The 19,216-nt window shown below is 39.1% G+C and carries 23 protein-coding genes and 1 riboswitch; of the genes, 20 read left to right on the top strand and 3 right to left on the bottom strand.

The genetic code is table 11. The features are described from left to right. The first annotated feature begins 97 nt into the window (after positions 1-97). The 6 genes from CUS89_RS08320 to CUS89_RS08295 all read left to right on the top strand — a co-directional run bounded on the left by CUS89_RS08320 (position 98) and on the right by CUS89_RS08295 (position 4,218). Positions 98-490, top strand: coding sequence for a hypothetical protein (locus tag CUS89_RS08320; protein WP_104871752.1), 393 nt, complete (start codon positions 98-100; stop codon positions 488-490). A 397-nt stretch (positions 491-887) separates the two neighbouring features. Then, positions 888-1,265 (top strand): hypothetical protein, encoded by a 378-nt coding sequence (locus CUS89_RS08315; protein ID WP_104871751.1) that lies wholly within the window; start codon positions 888-890, stop codon positions 1,263-1,265. Positions 1,266-1,285: 20 nt separating this feature from the next. Beyond that, the gene (locus tag CUS89_RS08310; RefSeq protein ID WP_104871750.1) at positions 1,286-2,860 is read left to right on the top strand and encodes a cutinase family protein; all 1,575 of its coding nucleotides are present in this window, start codon (positions 1,286-1,288) and stop codon (positions 2,858-2,860) included. A 13-nt stretch (positions 2,861-2,873) separates the two neighbouring features. Beyond that, the gene (locus CUS89_RS08305; RefSeq protein ID WP_104871749.1) at positions 2,874-3,167 is read left to right on the top strand and encodes a hypothetical protein; all 294 of its coding nucleotides are present in this window, start codon (positions 2,874-2,876) and stop codon (positions 3,165-3,167) included. Between the two features lie 3 nt (positions 3,168-3,170). Then, positions 3,171-3,497 carry a hypothetical protein gene (locus tag CUS89_RS08300; RefSeq protein WP_104871748.1) on the top strand — a complete coding sequence of 109 codons (327 nt, stop codon included), beginning with the start codon at positions 3,171-3,173 and terminating at the stop codon, positions 3,495-3,497. 100 nt (positions 3,498-3,597) lie between these two features. Further along, positions 3,598-4,218: a sugar O-acetyltransferase gene (locus tag CUS89_RS08295; protein WP_104871747.1), complete on the top strand. Its 621-nt coding sequence runs from the start codon at positions 3,598-3,600 to the stop codon at positions 4,216-4,218. Positions 4,219-4,382: 164 nt separating this feature from the next. On the opposite strand, the gene CUS89_RS08290 is transcribed toward CUS89_RS08295, so the two are convergent. Beyond that, positions 4,383-4,961, bottom strand: a complete 579-nt coding sequence (locus CUS89_RS08290; RefSeq protein WP_104871746.1) for an ECF transporter S component — start codon at positions 4,959-4,961, stop codon at positions 4,383-4,385. Positions 4,962-4,967: 6 nt separating this feature from the next. After that, positions 4,968-5,942 (bottom strand): nucleoside hydrolase, encoded by a 975-nt coding sequence (locus tag CUS89_RS08285; protein ID WP_104871745.1) that lies wholly within the window; start codon positions 5,940-5,942, stop codon positions 4,968-4,970. 23 nt (positions 5,943-5,965) lie between these two features. Beyond that, a riboswitch (PreQ1 riboswitch) is annotated at positions 5,966-6,010 on the bottom strand. Positions 6,011-6,302: 292 nt separating this feature from the next. Here CUS89_RS08285 and CUS89_RS08280 point away from each other — a divergent pair. The 14 genes from CUS89_RS08280 to CUS89_RS08215 all read left to right on the top strand — a co-directional run bounded on the left by CUS89_RS08280 (position 6,303) and on the right by CUS89_RS08215 (position 18,685). Beyond that, entirely contained in the window at positions 6,303-7,268 is a 966-nt protein-coding gene (locus tag CUS89_RS08280) for an alpha/beta hydrolase (protein WP_181055339.1), read from the top strand. A gap of 90 nt (positions 7,269-7,358) precedes the next feature. Beyond that, positions 7,359-7,634 (top strand): GNAT family N-acetyltransferase, encoded by a 276-nt coding sequence (locus CUS89_RS08275; protein WP_104871743.1) that lies wholly within the window; start codon positions 7,359-7,361, stop codon positions 7,632-7,634. A 201-nt stretch (positions 7,635-7,835) separates the two neighbouring features. Next, the gene (secG, locus tag CUS89_RS08270; protein WP_010734881.1) at positions 7,836-8,072 is read left to right on the top strand and encodes a preprotein translocase subunit SecG; all 237 of its coding nucleotides are present in this window, start codon (positions 7,836-7,838) and stop codon (positions 8,070-8,072) included. Positions 8,073-8,274: 202 nt separating this feature from the next. After that, positions 8,275-9,021 (top strand): alpha/beta hydrolase, encoded by a 747-nt coding sequence (locus CUS89_RS08265; protein WP_104871742.1) that lies wholly within the window; start codon positions 8,275-8,277, stop codon positions 9,019-9,021. Between the two features lie 2 nt (positions 9,022-9,023). Further along, the gene (gene rnr / locus CUS89_RS08260; protein WP_104871741.1) at positions 9,024-11,387 is read left to right on the top strand and encodes a ribonuclease R; all 2,364 of its coding nucleotides are present in this window, start codon (positions 9,024-9,026) and stop codon (positions 11,385-11,387) included. A 33-nt stretch (positions 11,388-11,420) separates the two neighbouring features. Beyond that, positions 11,421-11,885 (top strand): SsrA-binding protein SmpB, encoded by a 465-nt coding sequence (smpB, locus tag CUS89_RS08255; RefSeq protein WP_010734884.1) that lies wholly within the window; start codon positions 11,421-11,423, stop codon positions 11,883-11,885. Between the two features lie 301 nt (positions 11,886-12,186). Next, positions 12,187-12,906, top strand: coding sequence for a F0F1 ATP synthase subunit A (atpB, locus tag CUS89_RS08250; protein ID WP_010734885.1), 720 nt, complete (start codon positions 12,187-12,189; stop codon positions 12,904-12,906). A gap of 49 nt (positions 12,907-12,955) precedes the next feature. Beyond that, positions 12,956-13,171 carry an ATP synthase F0 subunit C gene (atpE, locus tag CUS89_RS08245; RefSeq protein ID WP_010734886.1) on the top strand — a complete coding sequence of 72 codons (216 nt, stop codon included), beginning with the start codon at positions 12,956-12,958 and terminating at the stop codon, positions 13,169-13,171. A gap of 100 nt (positions 13,172-13,271) precedes the next feature. Next, positions 13,272-13,796 (top strand): F0F1 ATP synthase subunit B, encoded by a 525-nt coding sequence (gene atpF / locus CUS89_RS08240; RefSeq protein ID WP_104871740.1) that lies wholly within the window; start codon positions 13,272-13,274, stop codon positions 13,794-13,796. Beyond that, positions 13,783-14,325 (top strand): ATP synthase F1 subunit delta, encoded by a 543-nt coding sequence (gene atpH, locus CUS89_RS08235; protein ID WP_104871739.1) that lies wholly within the window; start codon positions 13,783-13,785, stop codon positions 14,323-14,325. Before atpF ends, atpH begins: the two co-directional genes overlap by 14 nt. A gap of 22 nt (positions 14,326-14,347) precedes the next feature. Beyond that, positions 14,348-15,904, top strand: coding sequence for a F0F1 ATP synthase subunit alpha (atpA, locus tag CUS89_RS08230; protein WP_010734889.1), 1,557 nt, complete (start codon positions 14,348-14,350; stop codon positions 15,902-15,904). Positions 15,905-15,917: 13 nt separating this feature from the next. Beyond that, positions 15,918-16,820 carry a F0F1 ATP synthase subunit gamma gene (locus tag CUS89_RS08225; RefSeq protein ID WP_010734890.1) on the top strand — a complete coding sequence of 301 codons (903 nt, stop codon included), beginning with the start codon at positions 15,918-15,920 and terminating at the stop codon, positions 16,818-16,820. Positions 16,821-16,842: 22 nt separating this feature from the next. Continuing rightward, positions 16,843-18,249, top strand: a complete 1,407-nt coding sequence (gene atpD / locus CUS89_RS08220) for a F0F1 ATP synthase subunit beta (RefSeq protein WP_010734891.1) — start codon at positions 16,843-16,845, stop codon at positions 18,247-18,249. Positions 18,250-18,262: 13 nt separating this feature from the next. After that, positions 18,263-18,685: a F0F1 ATP synthase subunit epsilon gene (locus CUS89_RS08215; RefSeq protein WP_010734892.1), complete on the top strand. Its 423-nt coding sequence runs from the start codon at positions 18,263-18,265 to the stop codon at positions 18,683-18,685. A 119-nt stretch (positions 18,686-18,804) separates the two neighbouring features. Here the strand turns inward: CUS89_RS08215 and CUS89_RS08210 are convergent, their stop codons facing one another. Beyond that, the gene (locus tag CUS89_RS08210) at positions 18,805-19,047 is read right to left on the bottom strand and encodes a DUF3781 domain-containing protein (RefSeq protein WP_104871799.1); all 243 of its coding nucleotides are present in this window, start codon (positions 19,045-19,047) and stop codon (positions 18,805-18,807) included. Between the last annotated feature and the right edge of the window lie 169 nt (positions 19,048-19,216).

Here is a 19,216-nt window from a genome sequence, read left to right as displayed (position 1 = left end):
AAAGTAATAGGAAGATATGAAGTATAAATTTACGTGAAAATCCATACCTAAAAAGGTTTCAAAAACTTGGACGACCAAGGGATGAGAGGATAATGAATTGGTAAAGAAAAAATGGCTGATTCCAGTAAGTATTGGCATACTATTAGGTCTTTTTACAACAATAGGTGTGAATAAGATAAATGAGCCAACAGAGAAAGCAAGACAAATCGCTTTTTTGAAAGAACATGAAAAAGAAATGACCATATATGTAAAGTCACAAAATGATAAAATCACAAGCGTTCAATATATCTGGGAAAGTGTAGAAGTTATTACGATTGGAAATGGACTTCCTTTTGGGGCAGGAGAAGCAATCACAATTGAAGGAAAATTCAATCATATTCCTGACTCCAGTTTTTATTTACAATTCAGTCTTGAAAAAACAAATAGAATGCCAGTGATAGAAAGCATGACTGCTTTTAATTCTTTTAGAATTGGGGGATTGCTTCTATGAGAAATGTAGAGAATTTCAACAATACTTATGCCAATTTAGCCGGAAGCAACTATAATGGTTCGCCTAATTCAATTTAAAAATATTTAAATAGTATGAATTAGGTGGAATTTGATTATGCTATTAAAGAGATTGATTAATATAAAGATGCAACTAATGAGGAAGCAAAGCTACCCATTAACGGTAAGATGCTACCGTAAAACAGTTAAAGAGTTAGGGAAATACGTGGTCCAAAAGTAAACAGAGGAAATAAAGTACATACCAATAAATGTACACGAATAAACGATATTGCTAAAATCGACAAACTTGTTTTGTTTTAAGAACCTGTTTAGGTAAAGTTTCGAGAGTTTGTCAGAACATAGACATAAATTAGAAGAACAAGAAAAGAGGGGATAATCAATTGGGAAAGAAGAAAAAGTGGTTGATTTCAGTAGGTATAGGTATATTATTAGTCATTTTGACAACGATAGGAGTGAATAAAGTGAGCGAACCAACAGAAAAAGAAAGACAAATAACTTTTTTGAAAGAGCACGAGAAAAAAATTACAGAATATGTTAAAGAAAGAAATAATTACGTAATTTTAAAAAAATATCAAATTAAAAATATTCAGTATGATTGGGAGACAGTTCGAGTTGTACAGGGCATGGCGTTTAGTCCCAAGTCAATAGCTGTTAATATCAATCTTTTTGATGACACAGATAAAAATATTGATGGATTTGAAATATATATTTATCCCGATAATATTTCAAATCCTACTAAAATTAAAAATTTTGAATAAGCTGAAAGGTGATCAATACAATGGCAAATTTAAAAGATTATAGCAATATTTATGCTAGCTTGTCAAATGGGGCCTACAATAGTGGAATCCCCGGACTTATGCTCTCTACCTTAACAAATACACAAAAAGAAGGGTTATTGATAAATAAATATGCTGAAATCAACTTCCCAAATGCAAAAGATGCTCATGGAAATGATTTAAGCACAGTTTACCTCCAACCCGACACCACCGTAAAAACAGTCAAGGAGTTAGGAAACATCCGAGTCCCGAAAGTAAACGGAGGCTATGAAATACAGAGCTATGTAAAAAACACATATAAGCAAGGTCTATTAACGGATGAAAAAGCTGGATTCAATGCTTATTATGTGACGGATACGCCTAAGCTATCTATAGAAACCAAACACACTTATTTTGTCACTAGAGGCAGCGATGGTATTTCTTCAAGTAATTTGAATCTCAATGACTGGTGGCATAATAATCAGGCATTTACAACAAAAAATGCCTATATTCCGCAGGCAAAATTAGCAAATCAAGCCATGCACCAGAAGATAACGGAAATGACCACACAAGCACCTAATGCCACAATGTCTGTCACAGGTCATTCTTTGGGAACGATGGTGTCGATTCAGGCTGTGGCGAATCTCCCTGAAAAAGATATTGCTAAAATCGACAAAGTGGTTTTGTTTCAAGGACCTGATGCGCGTGAAAGTATCAATAGAATGTCGGAACAGGCACAAAAAAATATCCAGAAGTTGGAAGAGCATGGGAAAATCGACTATTATGTCAATGCTTTTGATATTGTTTCCATGTTGAATAGAAATAAGCCTGGGGTAGATGAGATCGGGAATGTTCGTTATTTATTACCTAAATCTTTTAACACGACGTTTGATATGGAAGATCAAAACGGCTCTAGCCACGACTTTGGACAGTTTCAAATAAATCCTGATGGAACACTTCAGGAAGCTAATTTAAAGGAACATGGCTACATTTTTGCTGCGGGGGTAAAGGTTTCCCAATTGATAGATAAATATTTGAATCGTGTAGTAAAAGAAAAACCAGAAGGTGGGTTATCTTTTACCGAAGTCATAAAATTATTGCTATCTGGAGAATATAAAGATTTTGAAAAAGAATATGCCAAGATTATTGCAGAGGCAAAAGTTGCTAGTGAATGGAACGAGACGGTCAACGAATTACATAAAAGAATTTCTAATGCTTCAGGTTCTAAAAAAATCACTTTACAATCGGAGTTAGTTCAATCGATCATCCAAAAAGCGAAAAATGTAGGCGAAGAGTACGAGATGATCTTTAAAAATGCCCAAAAAGAATTTGAAGATGAGATTACGGCAATATCAAAAGAAATATTGGCTGGTGCGGGAGCAATCAAAAACTATTTGACTTATTGGGAAGTACAAGAGATGGTTTCCCCTTATGAAAAAAATAATTTATGGGACAGCGGACAAGCCGGATTAAATACGAATCAAGTGAAACAATATAAAGAGAAGCTGGAGGAGTTTAGTAATAAACTGGCGGTAGTAGCAAATAATCTCACAGAGTATGACAGACAAGCAGGAAATAATTTGTTCAAAAACAAGTGAAAGGAGTTTATCCATGGAAGATAGAGAATTACAAGAATTTCTAGAAAGACTTGGACAAGAACAAAAAGAACGGGAACGAGTAGCAATACAAGCGCTGATTCTGGCAAAGGAAAGTCGCATCGCTCAGACCAAGTTAACTTCAATCGAATCCCTAAAAGAGATCTCAGAAGGAATGTATCAACAAACAAGTAATAGCTTACCGTCTACTTTAAAAGATGCTTTAGAAGGGGAAAGTGCCGTTGCAGCAGAACAGTATGTCAAACAAATGAAACAACCAACATTGGTCACACCTGTGAAAAGGGGGTAAAGAATGGGAACAGTAGAGAAACAACGTAAACTACAAGATTTAGAGGAGCAATTCTATCAAAACAAACGTCAGATACACCGTCAACAAGAAGAAATCGATCATCAGTTAGTAAACTTTAGGAAAGAAACAGGTCAATTGGTACAAAAAATCATGTATTTGACGAAGAATGATCATTGGGATAACCGACAATTCTATCATCAAATGGAGGCAATAGATCGTAACCTGATACATACGGCTCAAAACTATGCACGACAATTAGAAGAAAAAGAGCAAGAATTAACAAGATCCTATCGAAAAGAGATAGAGCGAATTCACGAAACCAATTACTAGAAAAAACACCGGCACGATCTTTCACAAATCCCTCTTCCTTATAGAAAATAGACTCTCTGTTATAATACATGTAAGCAAATAAGATAATAGGGGGAGAAAGATGAGCGAAGATGATGTGAAACAGATAACCAATACAGGGTTGCCATACGATGATATGGACTCTAAAGTAGTACAAGCACGAAATCATGCATTGAGACAATGCAGGAGATACAATTTTCTCGTGAATTCAGAAAATCATTATAAATACCCCATTTTGCGGGCGCTATTCGCTTCAATGGGTGAGAATGTCTATATCGAGTCGAATTTTCAATGTGAGTTTGGTTTCAACATTTCTATAGGAAATAATGTTTATTTGAACCATGATATGATCATTCTTGATTGTCATGAGGTGACGATCGGAAATGATGTTTATGTAGGGCCGAGGGTTGGTTTGTATGCAGCCAATCATGCAGAAGATCCATTTGAACGTGCTGATCATGTCGTTTATGCGAAGCCGATCCATATTGGCGATAAAGTTTGGTTAGGAGCGGGAGTCCATGTTCTTCAAGGGGTGACGATTGGTGCAAATAGCATCATTGGGGCAGGAAGTGTCGTAACAAAAGATATACCAGAAAATGTGATCGCGGCAGGGAATCCGTGTAAAGTGATCCGACCGATTACGTATAAAGATCGAGAAAAAAATATTAAAGTCCAGGATAGTGCCTTATTGATGGAACGATAGCATGCTGGCTTTAGGAAAGTTTCTTTCAGTCAAACAAGAGACAAAAACTTTTGGATAAAAAACAATACCCGAACGATGGATCAGTTCCTTCTCATAGAGATGAGAGAAACTGATTCGACGTTCGGGTTTTTGCATTTAGTGATTAGCTATAGTACAAATATTCATCAACGATTTCTTGTCTTTGCCACTACTTGGTTTGGTAATTTCAACACAACGAGCGAAACGACAAGGACCGATAGCAGTCGATCTAAGTAATCTGTCGCTGCTTGAACAATCGTGACACTCGCTGCTTGGTTTAGTCCTAATCCGTAAAGAAGTTGGACGATGGCACTTGAACCTGATGAAGTGATACCGCCAAATAATTGGATCGTGATGATCGATGATAGTATGGTTCCAGGCGCTGAAAGGACAAACGTCCACGCCAATAATGAAAGTCTACTCTTCAACCCGTGCGCCTGTAATTTCTGTGGTAAAATCAACCCTGCTAATAGCCCAGTGATGATTTGTATCGGGGAATAATACAAAGAGAACATATCCATCGTCACGCCACTAAGTAAGCTACTACTTAATCCTGTCAAAACCCCAGGAATTGGTCCGAGTAAAGCTCCTGCAAAAATCGTACCGATCGAATCAAGATAAATCGGTAAGCGGAGCCATAATGCAATCGTTCCACCGAGAAAGTTGATTCCGATACTTAGTGCCATGATTGTGATCATTCTTGTCGTGATTTTCTTTTGTGTCATCTTTTTTCATCCTATCTTTAATCTTTCCAGATCATTTTTTATCAATTCTTCTTGTGCATGTAAAAGAACGGCTAAAAACTTCCGGAAAAAAAGAGAGGTGTCGACATCTGTCATGATTAGACTGTTTGGTTTTTTCTGCCAAAAGTCATAACGATCAACCAAGGTTTGTCCGCGGCTGATGCCTTGTGTTTCAACAGCAGTATAGCTAGTGAATCCTTGACATAGTTGTTCATCGATGAAATAAGCAACTGCTAAAGGATCATTGATGACACAACCAAGGATACGTTCTTGCTGCCAGTGAAAGTCAAAGTAAAAACGTGTGATTGCTTTTAAATAGTTTCCTTCTTGAGGTGCAAGTTGGCAACAATATTCTAGGATCGTTGGTGTAAAGACGATTTCTCGTGTCACGTCTAAGCCGACCATCTCGATCATTTGATCAAGATGTTCAAATACATAAGCTGCGGCATCAGGGTCACACCAGTAATTGTATTCTGCTACGGGTGAACAATTGCCGTGGCTTTTGTACGTGCCACCCATCGACACAAAGCGATCCATCTGTTTTCCTAGTTGTGGATTCTTCTGTAAAGCAGAAGCGACATTTGTTAGCGGCCCTAACGCGATCAGCGAAGTATCTTTTTCTTCAGCAAAATAACTCGCTAAAAAATCAACAGCGTGGATCGCTTCGGCTTGTTTGTCTGTTGCTAAGGGAAAGTTGGTTTCCCCTAGACCGTCCATGCCGTGAGTATCTTGAGCGCTGATAAATGGTGTGTTGAGTGGCGTTGCAGAACCTTGATAGACAGGGATGTCTAGACGATCACAACGTTCCAAGCAACGGATCACATTTTCAGTTCCCAAATGTACGGGGACGTTCCCACAAACGGTGGTGATTGCGACAACTTCGATTTCTGGTGATTTTAATGCAAACAATAGTGCTAATGTATCATCGATACCGGGATCGCAATCAATAATAACCTTTCGCATTATTTCCAATCTCCTTTCTGTAGAGACACTTAGTTTTTTATCCTGGGAAGTTTCCGAACCAGTCCAAGGGGTCAACCCTTGATTCCAATGCACGGCATTAGTATACTTATTTTTATGAAGAATGTAAATGTTATGCAAACAATTCATTTTTCTTATGAGTGTTAACAGCAAGAAGAGAAGATCGTTTATATGGAATAACGTGTTTAAAATTACAGAAGATCAATGGTTCACCGTCGGTCCTCTTTGATAGAAAGTGGTACAATAGAAATGAACGGTGAAATACGTGTGCGAAAGCTAGAGCACCATTTAACATACTTAATTTTTTAGTTTCAATCACCAAGTAGAAAGTGTGGGATGCAAGTGATTGTTTTTTATAGTTTACTAATTATGTTATTAATGATCGGTAGTTATCATTTTATTGCTTATTTGTACGCAAAGAAGTTGATCAAAACAGGACTACAACGTGGCTATGCATGGTATGAAGAGACAGGTCATCAACTCATGGACCCTGCTTCTTTGACGACAGTGGAAGAACAACGCCAACGTTTAGAAGATCTAGCAGAAGATTTTTGGCAACAAGGAGAATCCATAACGACTAAAAGTCAAGAAGGATTGAAATTGAAAGGTAGGATGTTCTCTACTTATTCGAACAAAGGTAATTGGGTAGTCTGTGTCCATGACTATCGCAGCACAGGGAAGAAAGATATGTCTTACATCGGGAAGCAGTATGCAGAAAAAGGCTTCAATGTCTTGATCCCTGACTTGCGTGCCCATGGAGAAAGTGAAGGGGAGATCATTGGAATGGGGTGGTTGGATCGGTTAGATTTGATACTCTGGATCAATGAGATCTTACAGCGGGAGCCAGAAGCTAAGATCATCTTACATGGAGGATCAATGGGCGCTTCTACGATCATGATGGCTAGTGGGGAGAAGTTGCCAAGTGCTGTGAAAGGATTGATCCTTGATAGTGGCTTTGTATCCGTTTATTCAGAATTTCGTTATATGTTAAGCAAGTTGACGGTTTTTCCAAAAAAAATCATTATGCGTCATGCGAATCGTTATGCGCAAAAATATGCAGGTTATTCTTTGAAACAGGCATCAGCAACAAGGCAGTTAGGTAGCAACCACTTACCCGTTCTGATCATCCATGGTGAACATGATCATTTTGTCCCGATGGAAGCAGCTTATACGATCCAAAATGCAACGGCAGGAGATAAAGCATTATTGCTTGTGCCTGGAGCAGAACATTTAGAAGCAGTCAGTAAAGATCCAGACACCTACTGGACAGTTATTTTTTCATTCATTGAGCAAAGAGTCAGTCTATAAGTACAAATGATTGTCTGAAAAAAATAGGACTGGTAAAATCAAATTGAATAAAGAAAATGTTCGTTATTTTAGGGTTGGGAGAGTGAAATGATGGAAATCAAAGAAGAAAAGAATCGCTTAGTGTTATTGGACGATGAACAAAACGAAATAGGAGAAATGACTTGGTCTGATGCTGGTCCTGATATTATGATCATTGACCATACATTTGTTGATCCTGCGTTTCGCGGACAGAAATTAGCAGAAAAACTGGTTGCTACAGGAGTGGAAGTAGCCAGACGTACTGGCAAGAAAGTGATTCCGTTATGTCCTTATGCAAAAGCGGAGTTTGAGAGAAAAGCAGAATATCAGGATGTTTGGCGTAAATAAGCGACAAAGGTTACGAGAAAAGCATTGATTTCAGATGAAGATAGCGGGATATCGTTTGTCACAGAACGTGTAGAAAAAATCGAAGTAAAAAAGCCTAGAAATGTTCTTTAAAACATCGGCCATCTTATGAAACACTGTTGTCACAAGACGTGTTATGTGATAAAGTTAGAAGGACGATATTTTGAGAAAGGAGGCTGTTTGATGTATAATATTATTTTAGGGATCGTCATTGTCATCTCGATTATGATGGTCATCGCGATCATGATGCAACCAAGCAAACAAAATAGTGCAGCAAGTGCATTTACAGGTGGCGCAGATCAATTATTCGGAAAGCAAAAAGCACGTGGATTTGAAGCAGTAATGCAACGCTCGACAGCTGTTATGGGCGCTGTATGGATGATTCTGTTATTCGTACTTGCATTTTTATCTTCTAAATAAGTCGTTCGAAACCAAGGATCGGAAGTGATCCATTGCTTCGTTCAGATTTAGAGGATACACGGGTGGTTCATCGATTTTTCAAAAAAATAGAAGGTCTGGGAAACGAAATGCTCCCAGACCTTTTTTGTTGAATAGAAAAAGAACCGTTATATAAGAAGGTATTTGCTAACTATGGTAAAATAAGGCTAATGAGGTGAATAAAATGAAAAGTCTACCACAACCTATTTATGAAAAACATGGGAAGCGTGCAATCCTCTTACTGCATGCGTATTCAGGTAGTCCAAATGATGTACGGATGTTAGCCCGTTTTTTAGAGAAATCAGACTATTCGGTCTATGCCCCAATGTTTACAGGTCATGGCACACTTGCGCCAAATGAGATCTTAGAACAGGACGCTGAGACGTGGTGGCAAGACACGAAACAAGCGATCCAGTTTCTCTACGATGAGGGATTTTCTGACATCGCCGTATTAGGATTATCAATGGGCGGGATTTTTGCGGTTCGAGCATTATCAGAATTTCCAATGATAGGAGGCGGATTTTTTTGTTCGCCAATTTCTCCAGTAGAAAATCATGTGCCGGAGAATTTTGAGAATTATGTGCGTCATGTCTTGAAAATTGCCGATGAATCGGAGTCGATGATCGAACAAAAGGTTGAAAGCTTCCGCCCACGAATACAGCAACAATTGACAAATATTCAAGAACAAGCAGCAATAACAGAAAGTAAGTTATCAGATATCCAAAAACCAGTATTCATGGCTCAAGCGGGTCAAGATGAAATGATCGATCCTTATGGTGTCTACGATACAGCCAAAAAACTTGCACATACTGATATTTCCTTACACTGGTATCCGGAAAGTAAGCATGTGATCACAGTAGGAATGGCAAGAAAAGCATTTGAAAAAGATGTGTTGGATTTTCTAGAGAACTTACCTTGGAATGAGGAATAAAAATGACAAAAGAAACATTAAAAGAAAAAATCATTTTCTTTATTGAAAGCAGTCGCAAGAAAAGTTTTTCGATGGAAGAAATCGCTGAAGGTCTTGGCTTTCAAAAAAGCGAAGATTTTAAATTACTAGTGCAAACCATTGCACAGATGGAAAGAGAACAAAGTATTGTCTTTACCAAAAAAGGTAAAATCAAACTGCCACTCCAACCCATTTTGATCGAAGGAACGTTCCGCGCAAATGAGCGAGGATTTGGGTTTGTTACGATCGATCCCGAAGAAGATGATGTGTATATCCCGAAAGAAGCAACTGGTTATGCGATGGACGGGGATACTGTCGCAATCGATATCGTTAAGACGGCGGATGCCTTTACGGATCGGGGAGCTGAAGGAAAGGTCGTTGAGATTCGTCAACGAGCAACCACGCAAATCGCAGGAGAGTTCATCGCCTATACGGAAGATGAAATGGCAGAAACGGATCTTTATGGAGTAGTTATTCCAAAAGATAAAAAAATGAATCAGTTCAAAGTGTATGCCGCAGCAGAAGGCGTTCGTCCAGTCGATGGCAGTATCGTCTTGATCGAATTGACCCATTATCCTGAAAAAAGCTATGCAACGAGTTTAGAGGGAATCATCAAACAAGTCATTGGACACAAAAATGACCCTGGCATGGATATTTTATCGATTGTCGTAGCCAATGGGATACCGACCAAGTTTCCGGATGATGTATTAAGCGAAGCAGATGCCGTACCGGATAGTATCAGTGACAAAGATTTGATTGGCCGCAGAGATCTGCGTGACCAATTGATTGTGACGATCGACGGCGAAGATGCTAAAGATTTAGATGATGCGGTCACAGTTAGAAAGTTAGATAATGGAAATTACTTTTTAGGCGTCCACATTGCCGATGTCTCATACTATGTGACAGAAGGCAGTCAATTAGATCGTGAAGCCTATGAGCGTGGAACGAGTGTGTATTTGACTGATCGTGTGATTCCAATGATCCCGCAACGTTTATCAAATGGGATTTGTTCGTTGAATCCTAAAGTTCCTCGGTTAACGATGAGTTGTGAAATGGAGATCGACCCAACAGGGAAAATCATTTCTCATGAGATTTTTCCAAGTGTGATCCAAACAACCGAGCGAATGACTTATACAGCAGTCAATCAGATCTTAGAAGAGCAAGATGAAGAAACCATGGCTCGCTATGAATCATTGGTTCCTATGTTCCAAGCAATGGGTGAGTTGCACGAGATTTTAGAGACGATGCGTATTCGTCGTGGGGCAATCTCTTTCGAAGATCGTGAAGCCAAGATCTTGGTTGATCCAGAAGGTCACCCGCAAGATATCCTCTTGCGAAGTCGTGGTGTAGGAGAACGGTTGATCGAATCCTTTATGTTGGCAGCCAATGAAACGGTGGCAGAACACTATTCACGTGCGAATTTCCCTTTTATTTATCGTATCCATGAGCAACCAAAAGAAGAGAAAATGCAACGATTCTTTGATTTTGCCTCTGCTTTAGGGATTTTAGTCAAAGGAACGAAGGGCACGATCACACCTAAGGACTTACAAAAAGTGATCGAAGACGTTGAAGAAAAACCTGAGTCAGCAGTGATCAATACCATGTTGTTGAGAAGTATGCAGCAAGCCCGTTATTCTGAAGACAACTTTGGACATTATGGCTTAGCAGCAGAATATTATACACACTTTACATCGCCGATCCGTCGTTACCCAGATTTGATCGTGCATCGCTTGATTCGGTCATATGGTCAAGATCCAAGTGAAAGCAATCAAACACATTGGGAAAATGCACTGCCTGATATTGCCGATCATAGCTCGAAAATGGAGCGACGGGCAGTTGAAACAGAACGTGAAGTGGACTCAATGAAGAAAGCCGAGTTTATGATGGATAAAGTAGGAGAAGAATTTGATGGGATCATCAGCTCTGTGGTGAAATTCGGGTTATTCATCGAACTTCCAAATACAGTAGAAGGTTTGATCCATATCAATGAATTGAAACAAGATTACTTCCATTACATTGAAAACCATCTAGCCCTTGTTGGTGAACGAACAGGATTAACTTTCAAAATCGGGCAAAAAGTACGAGTGAAAGTAGTCAAAGCCGATCCTACTGAACGAGCAGTTGATTTTGAATTAGTCTCCGCAGAGGAGTTGGCGCCGCTGGAAGCGCCAAAGGGCAGAAGAAAAGAAGCCAATAGAGGCTCTTCAAAACATTCAAATGGCCGGCAAACGGACAAGCAAAAACGTCCGAAAAAAGCCGATAGCAAATATGGTCCAAAAAAAGAAAAAGGGAAAAAAGGGAAAAAACCTTTTTACAAAGGCGTCACCAAGAAGAAAAAGAAAAAATAAATAAAAAATGAAACTGAATTGGGGGAATGTCCAATGCCAAAAGGCGAGGGAAAACTGATTGCGCAAAATAAAAAAGCTCGCCATGATTATTCGATCATCGACACAATGGAAGCAGGAATGGTTTTACAAGGTACAGAGATCAAATCTATTCGCAATAGTCGTATCAACTTAAAAGATGGATTTGTTCGTGTGAGAAACGGCGAAGCTTTTTTGCATAATGTCCATGTCAGCCCTTATGAACAAGGGAATATCTTTAATCATGATCCACTAAGAACTAGAAAATTGTTATTGCATAAAAAGCAAATTGCGCGTTTATTGAATGAAACAAAAAATACCGGAATCACGATTGTTCCTTTGAAAGTCTATATCCGAGACGGCTATGCGAAGGTCTTGATCGGATTGGCTAAAGGGAAAAAATCGTATGATAAGCGAGAAGATTTGAAGCGAAAAGATGTGGATCGACAAATTGATCGTACATTAAAAAATTTCTCTAGATAATTTCATTATCCTTTTTCGCATATTCGGTGCTTTTAGATTTACTTAATGATAAAATTTGTTAGCATTTAATCTGATGAAACATGATTATCACAGGTTTTTTCTGAGTTTTATGGCATCATACTATCCATATTTTTGTTGATTTTTAGACTGAAATAAAAAAGTGTCTAATTTTCATGAAAATACTTTGAAATTTCTATTTCGTGGTGGTATGATACCGTTTGGTTAGAAACCGATAAAGAAAAACCAGATACACACATGAAATTGATTTTATGTGAAATTCGGGGAAAAGAGGTGAAATGGATTGGATGAACGCTCGCTAACGTTCCACATTGGACCGGTTTGGTTTGATGGGACTGTTTGTTTGATGGTGTTGTTAACTTGTTTGATCGTTTTCTTTTTAGTTTACTTCTTTACAAGAAATTTAAAGATGAAGCCAACTGGAAAGCAAAATGCACTTGAATGGGTCATTGATTTTACACGAGGGATCGTTACAGATAATGTGCCTAGAAAAGAATTGAATAATTTTCATTTATTGGCATTTACCTTGTTTCTCTTCGTTTTTGTTGCGAACAATATCGGTTTAGTAACAAAAATCGTCTTACCTAGCGAAACGACACTTTGGAAAAGTCCGACAGCAGACCCGTTTGTAACTTTAACATTGGCATTTATTATGATCACACTTACTCATCTATTCGGGGTGAAGAAGCTCGGTTTCAAAGGTTACTTTGTCAACTCGTTCCTAAAACCTTATAGTTTTATGTTTCCAATGAAGGTGATCGAAGAGTTCACAAACTTGTTAACACTTGCTTTACGTCTTTATGGGAATATTTATGCGGGAGAAGTATTGCTAACTTTGATCGCAAAAATGATGACAAGCTTAGGCTGGTTCTCATTGCCTTTAGCAATTCCGTTAGAGATGGTTTGGATCGCGTTCTCACTATTTATCGGAAGCATCCAAGCATTTGTCTTTGTCACTTTATCAATGGTATATATGAGTCACAAAATCGAAGTAGAAGAGTAAAACAACTATATTTAATCACTATTTAAACTATTTTAGGAGGAAGTAAATTATGAATTATATCGCAGCAGCAATCGCAATCTTAGGGGCAGCTATCGGAGCTGGTTACGGTAATGGTCAAGTAATTTCTAAAACAATCGAATCAATGGCACGTCAACCTGAAATGTCAGGTCAATTACGTACAACGATGTTCATCGGGGTAGCCTTAGTCGAAGCCGTTCCTATTCTAGGTGTTGTTATCGCCTTGATCCTAGTTTTTGGTGTGTAATAAAAATGCTCAGGTTGCGCGATAGTCAAAAAAACTATCAACTATTTATTAGATACGCGACCTAAGAAAACTGGATTCTCAGAGAAAGGAAGGCTAACCTATGCTGAATCAATTGGCAATTGCAGAAGTTGGCAATCCGATGTTAGGTAATATCATCGTTGTCAGCGGCTCATTTTTGATATTAATGGTCCTATTAAAACACTTTGCGTGGGGACCGATCAGCGATATTTTGAAAAAACGTGAAGATAAGATCGCCAATGATTTAGATTCTGCAGAACAATCTCGCATCAAATCAGCAAAATTAGAACAAGAACGTGAACAACAATTGTTGGCTTCTCGCTCTGATGCTGCGGATATCATCAAACATGCGAAAGAAAGTGGAGAATTAAGCCGCCAAAATATTTTGAAGGAGACGCAAGAAGAAGTTGCTCGTCTAAAAAATAAAGCGCAAGCGGATATCACGATGGAACGTGATACTGCATTGAACTCAGTCAAAGACGATGTAGCTGAACTTTCTCTTCAAATCGCGGAAAAAATCTTGAACAAAGAATTATCTCCAGAAATGCACGAATCTTTAATCAATCAATATATCGAAGGTCTAGGTTCGTCAAATGAAACTAGATAAATATACCGTAGGTAGACGTTACGGAAAAGCATTATTTGAACTGGCGATCGATTCAAATAATACGGAAGAAATTTACCAAGAACTTCTTAGTCTACGTAAAATCTATACTGATGTTCCTGAATTAGGGAATATCCTTAGTGATGTTCGGTTGGAACCGCATGAAAAGCGATTGATCATGGACAAATTAGTCAGTGGTTATCAAGGAATCGTGAAAAACTTTTTAGAAGTTGTGTTCATGTACAATCGGATGAACGATCTACCTTTGATGATCGACGAGTATGAACATCGTTACAATGAAAACAATGGTTTGTTACTAGGAAGTGTGACTACAGCAGTCCCACTTTCAGCGGAACAATTGACTAGACTTGAAGAAAATGTCGCTAAAACAATGAACTACCAAACGGTCGAATTGAAACAACAAGTTGATTCTACGATCATTGGTGGAGCAATTGTAGAAGCAGATCATCAAGTGATTGACGGAAGCATTCGGACGCAGTTGGAAAAATTGCGTAATCAATTAAATAGATAGTACAAAGAGGTAGGTGAATCGAATGGCTATCAAAGCAGAAGAAATTAGTGCCTTGATTAAAGAACAAATTGAACATTATGAAAACGTGCTTTCAGTCGAAGAAATCGGTACAGTCACTTATGTTGGTGACGGAATCGCACGTGCGCATGGACTTGAAAATGCCATGAGTGGTGAACTACTTGAATTTTCAAACGGTTCATATGGTATGGCACAAAACTTGGAATCAAATGATGTCGGAATCATAATCTTAGGTGATTTTGAATCCATTCGTGAAGGGGATAAAGTAAAACGCACAGGAAAGATCATGGAAGTACCAGTAGGGGACGCAATGATCGGACGTGTCGTCAATCCTTTAGGACAACCCATTGATGGACTAGGAGAAATCGTGACGGACAAAACACGTCCAGTCGAAGCGATGGCACCTGGTGTTATGCAACGTAAATCAGTCAATGAACCAATGCAAACAGGGTTGAAAGCGATCGATGCGTTAGTACCGATCGGACGTGGACAACGTGAATTAGTCATCGGTGACCGTAAAACAGGGAAAACATCGATTGCAATCGATACGATCATCAACCAAAAAGGTCAAGATATGATTTGTATCTATGTAGCCATTGGACAAAAAGATTCAACTGTACGTACACAAGTAGAAACATTGAAAAAATATGGCGCAATGGATTATACGATCGTAGTCAATGCGGGAGCTTCTCAACCTGCACCATTGCTATACATCGCACCTTATGCTGGAACAGCTATGGGTGAAGAATTCATGTATAACGGCAAACATGTATTGATCATTTTTGATGATCTATCAAAACAAGCTGTTGCCTATCGTGAGCTTTCTTTATTACTTCGTCGACCACCAGGCCGCGAAGCCTATCCAGGGGATGTTTTCTACTTGCACTCACGTTTGTTAGAACGTGCAGCAAAATTAAGTGATGATCTAGGTGGAGGGTCAATGACTGCTTTACCATTTGTTGAAACACAAGCTGGAGATATCTCTGCTTATATTCCAACAAACGTCATTTCGATCACTGATGGACAAATCTTCTTAGAAAGTGATTTGTTCTATGCAGGAACTCGTCCAGCCGTAGATGCAGGGTTATCAGTTTCTCGTGTTGGTGGTTCAGCACAGATCAAAGCAATGAAAAAAGTTGCCGGAACATTGCGTCTAGACTTAGCGAGTTACCGTGAATTAGAAGCATTTACGCAATTTGGTTCTGATTTAGATGCGGCGACACAAGCGAAATTGAATCGTGGTCGTCGTACAGTAGAAATCTTGAAGCAAAAATTACATGCACCTCTTGCAGTGGAAAAACAAGTAGTCATCTTATATGCATTGACACACGGTTACTTAGACAGTATCCCTGTAGATAGCATCTTAGATTTTGAACATGAGTTATTTGAATATCTTGAGACGAATCATGCAGATCTCTTTGAAACGATCCGTACAACGAAAGATCTTCCTGAAGAAGAAGCGTTGAACCAAGCAATTCAAGAGTACAAAGATATCTTTATGGCAACAAAAGGAAATAATTCTTCAACAGAAGACAAATTGAAATCCATTCAAAATGCATAGTGAGGTGAGATGAATGGGCGCTTCATTAAATGAAATCAAGACACGAATCGCGTCAACGAAGAAAACGAGCCAAATCACTCGTGCCATGCAAATGGTCTCAGCCTCTAAATTGACAAAATCTGAAGCTTCTTCACAGAAGTTCCAGATTTATGCCAATAAGGTGAGAGAAATCGTTACGCATTTAACAGCGACACAATTAACTGACATTGCTTCGGCTAATCCGAGAGGAGATGTCAATTATAATAGTATGCTGATCAGTCGACCTGTTAAAAAAACCGGTTATATCGTGATCACAGCTGATGGTGGGTTAGTCGGTGGCTACAATAGTTCTATATTGAAACAAACCATGTCCATCTTGGAAGAAGACCATCAATCACCAGATGAATATGTCATGATCGCCATTGGTGGTACCGGAGCGGATTTCTTTAAAGCTCGTGACATCAACTTAGCGTATGAACTGCGCAATTTGTCTGATCAACCTAGCTTTGATGAGGTTCGTAAAATCGTGAACATGGCAACGACCATGTATCAAAATGAAGTATTTGACGAATTGTATGTATGTTATAACCATCATATCAATTCATTGACTAGTCAATTTCGTGTAGAAAAAATGTTGCCTATTTCAGATTTAGACCCGGGAGAAGCGAAAAGCTTTGAGCAAGAATATATTTTTGAACCTTCAAAAGAAGAAATCTTGACTCAATTGTTGCCGCAATATGCCGAAAGTTTGATTTATGGCGCGATCGTTGATGCGAAAACGGCAGAACATGCCGCGGGTATGACTGCAATGAAAACCGCAACAGATAATGCTGCGAACATCATCGATGATCTGACGGTTTCTTATAACCGTGCAAGACAAGGGGCGATCACCCAAGAAATTACCGAAATTGTTGCCGGAGCATCGGCACTAGAATAGCAAGGAGATTGGAGGAAAAAAGATGAGTTCAGGCAAGATTGTTCAAGTAATCGGTCCCGTTGTCGACGTGGAATTTTCTTTAGACCAATCCTTACCAGATATCAACAACGCATTAGTTGTTTATAAAAATGATGAGCAAAAATCAAAAGTTGTTCTTGAAGCAGCGTTAGAATTAGGTGATGGTGTCATCCGTACGATCGCAATGGAATCGACGGATGGACTACAACGTGGAATGGAAGTCATCGACACAAGTAAAGCGATCTCTGTACCAGTTGGAACAGAAACATTAGGTCGTGTGTTCAACGTGTTAGGTGAAACAATTGATTTAGAAGCACCATTTCCAGAGGATGCTCAAAGAAGCGAGATCCACAAGAAAGCACCAAATTTTGATGAATTAAGCACAAGTACAGAGATTCTTGAAACTGGGATCAAAGTCATTGACTTATTAGCACCTTATTTAAAAGGTGGGAAAGTTGGATTGTTTGGGGGTGCCGGTGTTGGTAAAACCGTACTGATCCAAGAATTGATCCATAATATCGCCCAAGAACATGGTGGGATCTCAGTGTTTACCGGTGTTGGTGAACGTACCCGTGAGGGGAACGATCTGTATTACGAAATGAAAGATTCAGGCGTAATCGAAAAAACAGCGATGGTGTTTGGACAAATGAATGAGCCACCAGGTGCCCGTATGCGTGTTGCACTTACTGGTTTGACGATTGCGGAATATTTCCGTGATGTTGAAGGACAAGACGTGCTCTTATTTATTGATAATATTTTCCGTTTCACCCAAGCAGGTTCAGAAGTATCTGCCTTACTAGGACGTATGCCATCAGCGGTTGGTTATCAACCAACCTTAGCGACTGAAATGGGACAACTACAAGAACGGATCACTTCAACGAAAAAAGGTTCGATCACTTCGATCCAAGCAATCTACGTACCAGCGGATGACTACACTGACCCAGCGCCAGCAACGACATTTGCCCATTTAGATGCAACGACAAACTTGGAACGTAAATTGACCGAACAAGGGATCTATCCAGCCGTTGACCCACTTGCTTCTTCATCAAGTGCGTTATCTCCTGAAATCGTAGGAGAAGAACACTACAAAGTAGCGACTGAAGTACAACATGTATTACAACGTTACCGTGAATTGCAAGACATCATCGCTATTTTAGGGATGGATGAATTATCAGATCAAGAAAAAATATTGGTTTCACGCGCTCGTCGAATCCAATTCTTCTTATCACAAAACTTCAATGTAGCTGAACAATTCACAGGTCTTCCAGGTTCTTATGTACCAGTTGAAGAAACTGTCAAAGGCTTCCGTGAGATTCTTGAAGGTAAATACGATGACCTTCCTGAAGAAGCATTCCGCAGTGTCGGCCGAATCGAAGACGTTGTCGAAAAAGCGAAAAAACTAGGCTACTAGAAAGGGGTGCCCCATGGATCAATATTTAACTGTTAATGTGGTTACTCCCGATGGTTTAGTTTATGATCACCATGCGGCAATCGTTGTTGCACGAACTACTGCCGGCGAACTAGGTATTTTACCGCAACATGCGCCCATCATCGTGCCTTTAACAATCGATGAAGTTCGTGTGAAGCGGACAGATTCAGATACACACGTTGACTGGATCGCTGTGAACGGCGGCATCATGGAAGTTCGCGATAACTTAGTTTCAATCGTCGCAGATAGTGCGGAACGTGAACGAGATATCGACGTCACTCGGGCAGAACGTGCAAAACAACGTGCTGAACGCCAAATCGAAGAAGCCAAACAAAAAGAAGATAAGAATGAACTGAAACGGGCAACTGTTGCGTTACACCGAGCAGTGAACCGTATCAATGTATCGAAGCATAAGTAATTACTGTAAATGACCAGTAATTGACGATCAAATAGGAGAACAACTCCAAAAAGAAGAGATTGAGCCAAACACTTATGGGTGCTGATGCATCCTCCTGTGTTTCTCAATCCCTTCTTTTTTTATAAACGATCCACCGTAATAACACGATAGGTAGTCGAGTTAACGGTTATTCGTACAGAAACTTCTATATTATAAATATAAAAATTTTTCCCTTTTTTCTCAATAGTAGCATGTGGTGCCGAGATAGCAGAATAGATAAATGTCTCAATCTCTTTTTTGGACAAATTGATAGCTAATTTTTTATTGATCCTCGAATAAACAAGGGGCGTATAACCAAGTGAAGCTAAAATGAGACTCTTCAACAAATCACATCCTTTAACGAATAAGGTCATAGATTTAGTATACCATATTACAATGTTGCGATTTTTTTCCATTAATGAAGTACCTCTTCGTTAGCATTCATTCGATGTCAGGATAAAATTTATTTTTTTGGTGTAAAGAAATGATATTTTTCATCCATTTTTCAGAGTT

Source organism: Enterococcus mundtii (genome assembly GCF_002947535.1).
GTDB classification, from domain to species: Bacteria; Bacillota; Bacilli; order Lactobacillales; family Enterococcaceae; genus Enterococcus_B; species Enterococcus_B mundtii_B.
Note: the sequence above shows the minus strand (reverse complement) of the source record. Positions and strands in the feature narration are given on the sequence as shown.